This window comes from Streptomyces sp. WG5, assembly GCF_049974565.1.
Classification (GTDB): domain Bacteria; phylum Actinomycetota; class Actinomycetes; order Streptomycetales; family Streptomycetaceae; genus Streptomyces.
Genome location: NZ_JBNGGC010000066.1, coordinates 1 through 13286, shown reverse-complemented (window position 1 = coordinate 13286; position 13286 = coordinate 1). Strand labels below are relative to the sequence as shown.

Genomic DNA, 13286 nt, shown 5'->3' with positions numbered 1-13286 from the left:
CCGGGCGGCTGTTGACGGAGGCCCGTACGTGGGACGACACGGGTCGTCCGCGCCGTGCGGGTGTGTCCTCCTTCGGTATCAGCGGGACCAACGCCCACGTGATCCTGGAGTCTGCGCCGACCGAGGCCCCGGTCGGGGCGGTGGAGGGTGCCCGGCGTCCTGGGGCGGTGGTCTGGCCGGTGTCGGCGCGCAGTGTGGAGGCTCTGCGGGCGCAGGCGGGAGCGTTGGCGGCGAGGGTGGCGGCGGAGCCTGGGCTCGACGCGGCGGATGTGGGCTACTCGCTGGCGGTGGGGCGTGCGTCGTTCGAGCACCGTGCGGTGGTGGTGGGCGGGGACCGGAGTGAGTTGCTCGGTGGGGTGAAGGCGCTGGCTGAGGGCCGGTCGGTGCCGGGCCTGGTGCGTGGCGAGGGCGTGTCGTCGGGTCGTTCGGTGCTGGTGTTTCCGGGTCAGGGGTCGCAGTGGGTGGGGATGGCTGCGGAGTTGTTGGCTGGTTCGGAGGTGTTCGCGGGGCGGATGGCGGAGTGTGGGCGGGCTCTGTCTCCTTACGTGGACTGGTCGTTGGGGGAGGCGTTGGGTTCGGAGCGGTTGCTGGGGCGGGTTGATGTGGTGCAGCCGGTGTTGTGGGCGGTGATGGTGTCGTTGGCGGAGGTGTGGCGGTCGTTCGGTGTGGTTCCGGATGGGGTGGTGGGTCATTCGCAGGGTGAGGTTGCCGCGGCGTGTGTGGCGGGGGGTCTGAGTCTGGAGGACGGGGCGCGGGTGGTGGCCTTGCGCAGCCGTGCGGTGGGGGTGTTGGCGGGGCGGGGTGGTATGGCGTCGGTGCCGTTGCCGTGTGAGGTGGTGCGTGAGCGTCTTGCCGGGTGGGGTGGCCGTCTGTCGGTGGCGGCGGTGAACGGGCCGTCGTCGACGGTGGTTTCGGGTGACGCGGACGCGGTTGCCGGGTTCCTCGAGGAGCTCGTCGGTGAGGGTGTTCGGGTGCGTCGTGTCGAGGTGGATTACGCGTCGCATTCCTCGCATGTGGAGGAGATCCGTGAGGGGTTGCTCGCGGACCTGAAGGACATCACCCCGCGTTCGGGCTCGGTGCCGTTCTATTCGAGCGTGACCGGTGGCCTGCTGGACACGAAGGCCCTGGACGCCGACTACTGGTACCGCAACCTGCGGGAGACCGTCGAGTTCGAGCAGGCGACGGGAACGCTGCTGGCCGATGGTTTCCGGTTCTTCATCGAGGCCGGCCCGCATCCGGTGCTGGGCGTCGCGGTGGGGGAGTCGGTGGAGGCCGCGGGGGTGGAGGCCGCGGTGCTGGGGACGTTGCGGCGTGACGAGGGCGGGCCGGAGCAGGTGCTGCGCGCGGTGGGCCGTGCGTGGGAACGCGGCCTGGAAGTGGACTGGTCGGGGGTGTACCCGCAGGGGCGGCGGGTGGACCTGCCGACGTACGCCTTCCAGCGACGGCGTTACTGGCTGACGGCCCCCGCCGCCGTCCCGGCCGCCCCCGCCGAGGACCGCTGGGACGATCTGGAATCACAGGACCCCGACCAGCTCGCCGAAACTCTCGGGGTCGGCCGTGCGGCCCTGGACGAAGTCCTGCCCGCCCTGGCGGCCTGGCGCTCCGCCAGAAGCCGTGAGCGACGGGCGGAATCCTGGCGCTACCACGTCGCCTGGGTACCTCTGTCGGTCGCGCCGGCGGACGGCCTCGCCGGCCGCTGGCTTGCCCTGCGTCCCGAGGGCGACGACGCGGCGGCCGTCCTGGATGCCCTCGGCGAGGCCGGGGCCGACCTCCTCCCGTGCCTCGTCACCGATCCGGGCGCGACCCGCGAACAGCTGGCCGCTCTGCTCACGAAGACCGCCGGGGAGCAGCCGATCGCCGGCGTGCTGTCCCTGCTGTCCTGGGAGGAGCGCCCCCATCCCGACCACCCCGACCTGCCCGGCGGCCCGGCGCTGACCCTCGCGCTGGCCCAGGCGCTGGAGGACGCGGGCATGGACGCCCGCCTCTGGACGCTGACGAAGGGAACCGCGGTCCTCGGCGGCGCGGAGCGGCCCGGACACGTCGGACAGGCCGCGTCCGCCGCCCTGGGCCGGACGCTGGCACTGGAGCACCCGCACCGCCGGGGCGGTCTGATCGACCTGCCCGAGGTGCTGGACGCACGGGCCGCCCGCCGTTTGTGCGCGGTGCTCGCGGGAGCCGTGGCCGACGAGGAACAGGTGGCGGTGCGCTCCACCGGGGTCCACGGACGCCGCCTCCGGCCCGCCCCGCCGTCCGTGCCGCCGACGGTCCGTGAGAGGGGCCCGGACGGCGCGGCCGTCCGGGCACGTACGCGCCCGCGATGGAAGGGCACGGTCCTCGTCACCGGTGGCACCGGTGGTGTCGGCTCGCACACGGCGCGCTGGCTCGCGGGCCAGGGCGCGGAGCGGCTGCTGCTGGTCAGCCGTCGCGGTGCCGACGCACCCGGCGCGGACGCGCTGCGGGCGGAACTGACGGCGCTGGGTGCCGAAGTGGCCTTCGCGGCCTGCGACATCGCCGACCCGGTCGCACTGGCGGCGCTGGTCGCCGGCATCCCGGCGCGATACCCGCTGTCCGCCGTCATCCACGCGGCGGGCGTCCTCGACGACGGTGTGCTCGACGCGCTGGACCCCGCGCGGCTCGCCGTCGTTCTGCGCGCCAAGCTGACCACCGCGGTCACCCTGCACGAGGCCACCGCGGGTCTCGACCTGTCGGCCTTCGTGGTGTTCTCGTCGGTGATGGGCGTCGTGGGCAACGCCGGGCAGGGCAACTACGCCGCCGCCAACGCCGCCGTCGACGCGCTGGTCGCCGCCCGCCGGGCGGCCGGGCTGCCCGGCACGTCCGTGGCCTGGGGAGCCTGGGCCGGGCCGGGCATGCTGGCGGACGACGTCGCCGCGCGGCTGCGGGACTTCGGCATGCCGGTGATGGAGCCCGAAACGGCCGTCACCGCGATCGGCCGGGCACTCGCGGAGGACGACGCGCTGGTCGTGGTCGCCGATGTCGACTGGCGGCGCTTCACCATGGGCATGGGCCTGCGGTCCGCCGCCCTGCTCGACGGGATACCCGACCCGGCTGCCGCGAGGCCCGTCCTCGACACCACCACGCCGTCGGCGGCCCCGGAGGGTGGCGGCTCCGTCGACGCCCTGCGGCAGCAGATCGCCGTACTGCCGCGCCACGAGGACCGGGTCAGGGCCCTCACCGAACTGGTACGCACCCACGCGGCGACGGTCCTGCGCCACCCCGACGCCGACACGGTCCAGCCCGGAAAGGCGTTCTCCGCGCTCGGCTTCGACTCGCTGACGGCGGTCGAGCTGCGCAACCGGCTCGCCGCCGTCACCGGACTGGCCCTGCCCGCCGCCGTCCTGTTCGACCATCCCACGCCGTCGGCACTGGCCGGCCGGCTGCTCGCGGACCTGGACCTGGACCTGCCGGACGCGGCGAGCGGCACCGCCGGGTCCGCCCGCTCCGTCGGCGCGGAGGCGGGCCGTGCGGCGGAGTCCGGCAGCGGCGAGCCGATCGCGATCGTCGGCATGGGCTGCCGCTTCCCCGGCGGGGTCGCGCGGCCGGAGGACTTCTGGGACCTGGTCTCGAAGGGCGTCGACGCCGTCGGCGACTGGCCGTCGAACCGGGGCTGGGACACCGAGGGGCTGTACGACCCGGACCCCGACCGCGCCGGCACCACGTACAGCAGGCAGGGTGGCTTTCTGCACGACGCCCCCGAGTTCGACGCGGAGTTCTTCGGCATCTCGCCGCGCGAGGCGTTGGCCATGGACCCGCAGCAGCGACTGCTCCTGGAAACCGCCTGGGAGGCGGTCGAGGGCGCCGGGCAGGACCCGACCGCCCTGAAGGACCGGCAGGTCGGCGTCTACATCGGCACCAACGGCCAGGACTACTCCACGTTGCTGGAGGGTGCCGAGGGAGTGTCCGAGGGCCATCTGCTGACCGGGAACACCGCCAGCGTGCTGTCAGGGCGGCTGTCCTACGTCCTCGGCCTCCGGGGGCCCTCGCTCACCGTCGACACCGCGTGCTCCTCGTCGCTGGTGGCGCTGCACCTGGCCGTGCAGGCACTGCGGCGCGGCGATTGCGAGCAGGCCCTCGCGGGCGGGGTGACGGTGATGAGCACCCCGCGGCTCTTCGTGGAGTTCAGCCGTCAGCGCGGGCTCGCCGCCGACGGACGGTGCAAGGCCTTCTCGGCGGAGGCGGACGGCACGGGCTGGGGCGAGGGCGCCGGAGTGCTGCTGCTGGAGCGCCACAGCGATGCCCTGCGCCACGGCCACCCCGTACTCGCCCTGATCAGCGGCACCGCCGTGAACCAGGACGGCGCCAGCAACGGGCTCACCGCCCCCAACGGCCCGTCCCAGCAGCAGGTCATCCGCGCCGCCCTGGCCGACGCCGCGCTGCGAGCCGACCAGATCGACGCGGTCGAGGCCCACGGCACCGGTACGAGGCTGGGCGATCCCATCGAAGCGCAGGCGCTCCAGGCCGTCCACGGACCGGCGCGCCCGGCGGACCGTCCGTTGTGGCTCGGCTCGGTGAAGTCGAACATCGGGCACACCCAGGCGGCGGCCGGGGTGGCCGGGGTGATGAAGATGGTGCTGGCCATCGGCCACGGCGAACTGCCGGGAACCCTTCACGCCGGGACGCCGAACCCGCACGTCGACTGGTCCGGCGGCGGCATCCGCCTGCTCACCGGGCACACCCCGTGGCCGGAGACCGGGAGCCCGCGTCGGGCGGGCGTGTCGTCGTTCGGTATCAGCGGCACCAACGCGCACGTGATCATCGAGCAGGCGCCTGCCCTCGCGGTCGTGCCCGCCCCGGACCCGGCGGACGCTCCGGACCGGACCGACACCCCGCCCCGGACCGATGCCCCGGACCTGCCCCCCTCGGACACCGCCGTCACCGCCCCTCCCACCCCCACCCCCCGCCGTACCGGCCCGCCCGTGCCGCTGCTGCTCTCGGCCAGGACCCCCGAGGCCCTGCGGGCACAGGCCGGCCGGCTGGTGAGCCGGCTCGACGCCGACCCGGACCTCGGCCTGGCGGACGTCGCCTACTCGCTCGCCACGGGACGAGCCCCGCTCGAACACCGGGCTGCTGTCCTGGGGCGGGACCGGGCGTCCGTCCGGCGCTCGCTCACCGCGCTCGCGCGCGGCACGTCAGCGGGCCGACTGCTCACCGGCGGCGCCGTACGCTCCGGCCGGACCGCCTTCCTCTTCCCGGGACAGGGCAGCCAGCGGCCCGGAGCGGGTGCGGAGCTCTACCGCGACGCCCCGGTGTTCGCCGACGCCCTCGACGAGGTGCTGACCGGCCTGGACCCGCACCTCGACCTCCGCCTGCGCGACATCCTGTTCGCCGGGCCCGAAACCCCCGGTGCGGACCTGCTGGACCGCACCCGGTACACCCAGCCCGCGTTGTTCGCCCTGGAGACGGCGCTGTTCCGGCTCGTACGGCACTGGGGTGTGCGGCCCGACCTGCTGATGGGGCACTCCATCGGTGAACTCGCCGCCGCCCACGCGGCGGGCGTGCTGGACCTGCCCGACGCCTGCGCGCTGGTAGCGGCCCGGGGGCGGTTGATGGACGAACTGCCCGACGGCGGGGCGATGGTGGCGGTGGAGGCCACCGAGGAGGAAGTGCGCCAGGTCCTGCTGGACGACCGTGCCGGGCACCCCGACCCGGAGCGGGAAGCGGACGCGGTGGACGTCGCCGCCGTCAACGGGCCCACCTCGGTGGTCCTGTCCGGCGACGCGGACGCGGTACAGCGCCTGGCCGGGGTGTTCCGCTCCCGAGGACGGCGGACCCGGCGCCTGAGCGTGAGCCACGCGTTCCACTCCGCCCGGACGGACGGCATGCTCGACGCGTTCCGGGACGTGGCCGAGTCGCTGACGTACCACGCGCCCCGCATCGCGATCGTCTCCAACCTGACCGGGCGTACGGCCACGGCCGCGGAGCTCCGCTCCCCCGACCACTGGGTACGCCACGTCCGGGACACCGTGCGCTTCCTGGAAGGGGCCCGCCGGCTGCGGGCCGAGGGCGCGACGACGTACCTCGAACTCGGACCGGGCGGCGTCCTGTCGGGCATGCTCCACGCCTGCCTGTCCGACACCGCCCCTGCCCCCGGCCTCGGCGAAACCGGGACGGTGCCGCTGCTGCGCGACGGCCGTGACGAGCCGGACGCGGTCCGCACCGCACTCGCCTCGCTGCACCTGCGCGGCGTACCGGTGGACTGGTCGGCGGGCTGGAGCGGCACCGACGTGCGGTGGGTCGACCTGCCCACCTACGCCTTCCAGCGCAGGCGCTTCTGGCCGGAAGCCGCCCCGGACCCGGCCCCCGCCGCCTGGCGCCGCCGGGGCACCGCGGTTCCCGCCGCCCCTCCCCGCTACCGCATCGCGTGGGAGCCGCTCACCGTACCCGCCGAGCCCCGCCTCTCCGGTCGCTGGCTGCTCGTCACCCCGGACGGGCCCGGCGCCGAGGACACCGCTCCCGCCTGCGAACAGGCCCTCGCCGGACATGGCGCCGACGTCGTCGTGCTCCGGGTCGGAGCCGCCGTCGACCGCGGTGAACTGGCCTCGCTGCTGGCGGAGTCCGGCGCACTGGAGGGCGTCCTGTCCCTGCTCGCCCTGGCCGAGGGACCCCACCTGGATCCGCGGACGCCCGACGCCTGCCTGACCGGGACCCTGCTGCTGCTCCAGGCGCTGGGCGACAGCGACATCGACGCACCCCTGTGGTGCGCCACCCGCGGCGCGGTGGCGGCCGACGGCACGGAGGAGGTCCGTCCCGAGCAGGCCCAGGTGTGGGGCCTGGGCCGGGTGGCGGCACTGGAGCACCCGCTGCGCTGGGGCGGCCTGGTGGACCTCCCGGACCCGCTGGACGGGCCCGCGCTGGACAGGCTCTGCGCGGTGCTGGCCGGAACGGACGGCGAGGACCAGGTGGCGGTACGCGCGCCGGTACCGCTGGGCCGTCGGCTCGTCCCCGCGCCGGAGCCCGCGACACCCGCGCCCGCACCGTGGACGACGCGCGGCACGGTCCTCGTCACCGGCGGCACCGGCGGCCTCGGCGCCCAGGTGGCGCGCTGGCTCGCGGAGCGGGGGGCGGAACACCTCGTCCTCCTCAGCAGGCGGGGCCCCGAGGCCCCCGGAGCCGACGAGCTGATCGGCGCCCTGGCGGCGCACGGCGCCCGGAGCACCCTACTGGCCTGCGACGTCGCCGACCGCTCCGCGCTGGAACGGGTCCTGGAGCAGTTGCGCGACGCGGGCGACACCGTACGGGCCGTGGTGCACACCGCGGGACTCACCTCGGACACCGCGCTGATGGACTGCACGCCGGAGGAACTGGCCCGGCGGACGGCGGCCAAGACGCGCGGCGCGGCCCACCTCGACGCCCTGTTCGACGACCGCCCCCTGGACGCCTTCGTGCTGTTCTCCTCGATCTCGGGCACCTGGGGCAGCGGCGGCCAGGGCGCGTACGCGGCGGCCAACGCCTACCTGGACGGCCTCGCCGCGGCGAGGCGCGGCCGGGGCCTGACGGCGACCTCGGTGGCCTGGGGCCCCTGGGCCGGCGCGGGCATGGCCGCGGGCGCCGTGGGCGACGGCCTGCGCCGCCACGGGCTGGTGCCGATGGCTCCCGAGGCGGCGCTCGCCGCGCTCGGCCTGGCGCTCGCCCTGGACGAGGGCGAACCGGTCGTCGCCGAGCTGGACTGGAGCCGCTTCGCGCCCACCTTCGGTTCGGTGCGGGACAGCGCGCTGCTGCGCGGCCTGCCTGCCGCCCCGGAGCCCCGGCCGGCGGACACCTTCGCCGGGTCCGGGCCCCGTACGGGCGGCGAACCGCCGTGGCGGCACCGGCTGCACCGGCTGTCCGAGCCCGAGGGCCGCAAACTGCTGACGGAACTGGTCCGGAGCGAAGCCGCCGCCGTGCTGGGCCACGAGTCGGCCACAGGCTTCGCGGCCGACCGCCCGTTCCGTGAGGCCGGCTTCGACTCGCTCACCGCCGTCGAACTCCGCAACCGGCTGGTCGCGGCCACCGCCCTGCCGCTCGCGCTCACCTCCGTCTTCGACCACCCGACGGCAGCCGCCCTCGCCGCGCACCTCTTCGCCGGGCTCAGCGGCACGGAACCGGACGCCGACGGCACTACCGGTACGACCAGTACGACCGGCACGGCCGCGGCGGACTCCGAGGCCGCCGCCGGTGGCGCGGCCCGGCCCGCGCCGCCCGACGAGCCCCTGGCGATCGTCTCGATGGCCTGCCGTTTCCCGGGCGGCGTCCGCTCGCCCGATGACCTGTGGCGCCTGGTGGCCGACGGAGTGGACGCGGTCACCGCGCTGCCCGCCGACCGCGGCTGGTCGCTGGAGACCCTCTACGACCCGGACCCCCTGCACCCGGGCACCTTCTACACCACCGGCGGCGGATTCCTTGACGGGGCGGCCGAGTTCGACGCGGAGTTCTTCGGCATCTCCCCCCGTGAAGCACTGGCCATGGACCCGCAGCAGCGGCTGCTGCTCGAGACCAGCTGGGAGGCGCTGGAGCGGGCGGGACTCGATCCCGCGTCGGTACGCGGCAGCGAGGGCGGCGTCTACGTCGGTGTCGCCGCCCAGGGCTACGGCACCGGCCCGCAGAACCCGTCCGACGAGGTCGAGGGGCACCTCCTCAGCGGCACGGTCACCAGCGTCGCCTCCGGCCGCGTCGCCTACACCCTCGGACTCTGCGGGCCCGCCGTGACCGTGGAAACCGCCTGCTCCTCCTCGCTGGTGGCCCTGCACCTGGCCGGCCAGGCACTGCGCGCCGGTGACTGCTCGTTCGCCCTGGTCGGCGGCGCCGCGGTGATGGCGAGCCCGGACGTCTTCGTCGAGTTCAGCCGGCAGCAGGGCCTGTCGCCCGACGGCCGCTGCCGCTCCTTCGCCGAAGGGGCGAACGGTACGGGCTGGGGCGAAGGGGTGGGCGTCCTGCTCGTGGAACGCCTCTCCGACGCGCGCCGCCTCGGGCACCCGGTCCTCGCCCTGGTACGGGGCACCGCGGTCAACCAGGACGGTGCCAGCAACGGTCTCACCGCCCCGAGCGGCCCCGCACAGCAGCGGGTGATCAAGGCCGCGCTGGCCACGGCGGGGCTGTCCGGCGCCGACATCGACCTGGTCGAGGCGCACGGCACCGGCACCGTGCTCGGCGACCCCATCGAGGCCCAGGCCCTGCTGGCCACGTACGGCCAGGACCGGCCGGCCGACCGCCCGCTGTGGCTGGGGTCGCTGAAGTCGAACATCGGGCACACCCAGGCCGCCGCCGGGGTCGCCGGGGTCATCAAGACGGTCCTCGCCCTGCGGCACGCCGTGCTCCCCGGCACCCTGCACGCACAGGAGGCGTCCAGCCGGGTGGACTGGTCGGCCGGCGCCGTACGGCTGCTCGCCGACGCCCGTCCCTGGGACGCCCCGGACGGGGACCGGCCGCGCCGGGCCGGAGTCTCCGCGTTCGGCATGAGCGGCACCAACGCCCACGCCGTCCTGGAGGAAGCACCCGCCGCCGGCCCCCCGCCGCCCCACGGCACGGGCGGTGAACCGTCCGAGGACACCGGGACCACGGTTCCGTGGCTGCTCTCCGCCATGACCCCCGCGGCCCTGCGCCGACAGGCGCGCCGACTGGGCGAGCACCTGCGGACCGACCCCGACGGGGGCATCGCCGGACCGGCCCGCGCACTCGCCACCACCCGCCCCGCCCTGCCCTTCCGCGCCGCCGCCACCGGCCGCGACCGCGACGCGCTCCTCGGCTGGCTGGACGCCCTCGCGGCGGGAGAACCCGCGCCCGACGCCGTACGGGACCGGGCGCGCGGCGGCCGCACGGTCTTCGTCTTCCCCGGCCAGGGCTCGCAGTGGGCCGGCATGGCCGTGGCCGCGCTCGACACCTCCGAGGCGTTCGCCACCGCCATCGCCGCCTGCGAACGGGCGCTCGCCCCCCACATCGACTGGTCCCTGACCGAGGTGCTGCGCGGCGCGCCCGGCGCACCGGCGCTCGACCGCGTGGACGTCGTCCAGCCGGCGCTCTTCGCCGTGATGGTCGCGCTGGCCGCGCACTGGCGCGACACCGGGGTCACCCCGGACGCGGTCGTCGGACACAGCCAGGGCGAGATCGCCGCCGCCTGCGTCGCCGGAGCGCTGTCGCTCGACGACGCGGCCCTCGTGGTGGCGCTGCGCAGCCGGGCGCTGCTGAGGCTGGCGGGACGCGGCGGCATGGTGTCGGTCGCCGCCTCCGCCGAGCGGACCACGAGTCTGCTGCCCGCCGGCGGGCGCGTGTGCGTGGCCGCGGTGAACGGACCCGGCGCCGTAGTCGTCGCCGGGGAGCCCCAGGAGCTGGCCGCCCTGCTCGCGGCCTGCGACCGCGAAGGCGTACGGGCCAAGGCGATCCCGGTGGACTACGCGGCCCACTCGGCCCAGGTCGCCGAGATCGAGGACGAACTGCGCGAAGCCCTCACCGGGATACGCCCCCGCGCCTCGGCCGTCCCGCTCCACTCGACGGTGACCGGCGAACCCGTCGCCGGGGAATCGCTCGACGCCGCCTACTGGTACCGCAACCTGCGCGAGCCGGTCGACTTCGCCGGCGCCACCCGCACCCTGGTGGACGCGGGTCACACCCTGTTCGTCGAGGTCAGCCCGCACCCGGTGCTGCTCGCCGGGATCGAGGCGGTGGCCGCGGAGGCCGGGCGGGAGGTGTCGGCGGTCGGCACGCTGCGGCGCGGCGACGGCGGCCGGGACCGGCTGCTGGCCTCACTGACCGAGGCATGGGCGGCCGGCGGCGGCCCGGTGGACTGGTCGCCCTGGACGGGGACCTCGGGGCCGGGCGGCCCGTCCCCCCTCCCGCTGCCGACGTACCCCTTCGAGCGCGACCGGTACTGGCTGCCCACACCGGGCCGGACGGCCGCAGCGACCACCGGAGTGCCGGTGCCGGCCCAGGACACGGCGGAGGCCGCGGACGACGGTGACGGCACCCCCGCCGTACGCCTGGCCGCCCGGCTGGCCCCGCTGGACCGGCAGGCACGCCGTCAAGCGGTACTCGACCTGGTCATCCGGCACGCGGCCGCGGTCCTCGGCCATCCCGGAGCCGGTCCGGTGCGCCCGGAACGCTCCTTCTCCGAGGTCGGCTTCGACTCGATGCTCGCGGTGCGGTTCAGGAACGCGCTGTGCGAGGCCACCGGGCTGACCGTCCCGCCGACGGTCGTCTTCGACCACCCGACGCCCGAGGCGCTCGCCGGCTACCTGGACACGGAACTGTCCGCCGCACCCGGGCCGCCCTCGCCGCTGCTGGCCGAGCTGGACCGGCTGTCCGCGCTCCTCGCGGCCGTCCCGCCCGGAGCGGCCGACACCGACGCGGTCGGCGAACGGCTGGACGAACTGCTGCGCGGCTGGGGCCGGCGCACCGGCGCACCGGGCGGCGAGGCACCACCGCCCGGACCGACGGACGACACCGCCGCGGTGACGGAAACGGCGACAGCGGACGAGCTGTTCGCCCTGCTCGACAACGACTTCGGCAACGCCTGAGAGAGAGCTGGCACTGATGTCCGACGACAAGAAGCTGCTCGACTACCTCAGGCGCGCCACCGCGGACCTCGGTGACGCCCGGAGGCAGCTGCGCGAGGCCGAGCAGGCCCGCCACGAACCGATCGCCATCGTCTCCATGGCCTGCCGCTATCCCGGCGGCGCCCACACGCCCGAACTCCTGTGGGACCTGGTCTCCCGGGGCGCCGACGCGATATCCGCATGGCCGGTCAACCGCGGCTGGGACCTGGAGGGCCTCTACGACCCCGACCCCGAGCGGCCCGGTACCTCCTACACCCGGCACGGCGGCTTCCTCCACGACGCGGCCGACTTCGACGCGGAGTTCTTCGGTATCTCGCCGCGCGAGGCCCTGGCGACCGACCCCCAGCAGCGGCTGGCACTGGAGACCGCCTGGGAGGCGGTCGAGCGGGCCGCGATCGACCCCCGTACGTTGCGGCGCACCGGCACGGGTGTCTTTCTCGGGGCGATCGGCAACGGCTACGGCGCGGGCTCGCGCCACCTCCCCGATGTCCAGGGCCTGCTGGACACCGGGACCGCGAGCAGCGTGATCTCCGGCCGGATCGCCTACGCCCTGGGCCTGGAAGGACCCGCGGTGACCGTGGACACGGCCTGCTCCTCCTCCCTCGTCGCCCTGCACCTGGCGATCAGGGCCCTGCGGGCGGGCGACTGCACGCTGGCCCTGGCCGGCGGGGTGTCGGTGATGGCGACCCCCGACGCGTTCGTGGCGTTCAGCCGCCAGCGCGCGTTGTCGGCCGACGGCCGCTGCAAGGCGTTCGGGGCCGACGCGGACGGAACCGGCTGGTCCGAGGGCGTCGGTGTCCTGCTGCTGGAGCGGCTGTCGGACGCCCGGCGCAACGGGCACCAGGTGCTGGCCGTCATCCGCGGTTCGGCCACGAACCAGGACGGTGCGAGCAACGGCCTGACGGCGCCGAGCGGCCCGTCGCAGCAGCGGGTGATCCGTGCGGCGTTGGCGGACGCGGGGCTGACGGCGTCCGAGGTGGACGTGGTGGAGGCGCACGGCACCGGCACCACCCTCGGCGACCCCATCGAGGCCCAGGCCCTGCTGGCCACCTACGGCCAGGGCCGGCCCGCCGACCGGCCTTTGTGGCTGGGCTCGTTGAAGTCCAACCTCGGCCACACCTCGGCGGCGGCCGGAGTGGGCGGCGTCATCAAGATGGTGCTGGCGATCGAGCACGGCGAACTCCCCAGGACCCTGCACGCGGACCGGCCGACGCCCATGGTGGACTGGTCCTCGGGAGCCGTGGAGATCCTCTCCGAGGCCCGCGCCTGGGACGACACGGGACGCCCGCGCCGGGCCGGGGTGTCCGCCTTCGGCGTCAGCGGCACCAACGTCCATCTGATCCTGGAGCAGGCCCCGGCGGAGGACGCCGAACCGGTGGCCGAACCCGCTGCCGACGGCGACGCGTACCCGCTGCCCTGGGTGCTGTCGGCGCGTACCGACGAGGCGCTGTGCGACCAGGCGGCCCGGCTGCTGGCACACCTGCGCGCCGGCCCCGGACCCCTGCGTGCCGCCGACACCGGCCGCGCCCTCGCCCTGACGCGTACCGCCTTCGAGCGGCGGGCCGTGGTCGTGGGAACCGATCGGGACCAGCTGCTCGACGGCGTGAAGGCGCTGGCCGAGGGCCGGTCGGTGCCGAACCTGGTGCGTGGCGAGGGCGTGTCGTCGGGTCGTTCGGTGCTGGTGTTTCCGGGTCAGGGGTCGCAGTGGGTGGGGATGGCTGCGGAGTTGTTGGCTGGTTCGGA

2 protein-coding genes are annotated in these 13286 nt (G+C 75.5%); both read left to right on the top strand.

Going from position 1 to position 13286, the window contains the following annotated elements; genetic code table 11:
- Positions 1–11504 (top strand): SDR family NAD(P)-dependent oxidoreductase (locus ACP4IX_RS35515; RefSeq protein ID WP_426558707.1); only part of this gene is annotated, 11504 nt, incomplete at its 5' end.
- A gap of 16 nt (positions 11505–11520) precedes the next feature.
- Positions 11521–13286, top strand: a 1766-nt coding sequence (locus ACP4IX_RS35510) for a type I polyketide synthase (protein ID WP_426558705.1), incomplete at its 3' end; no start/stop codon positions are given.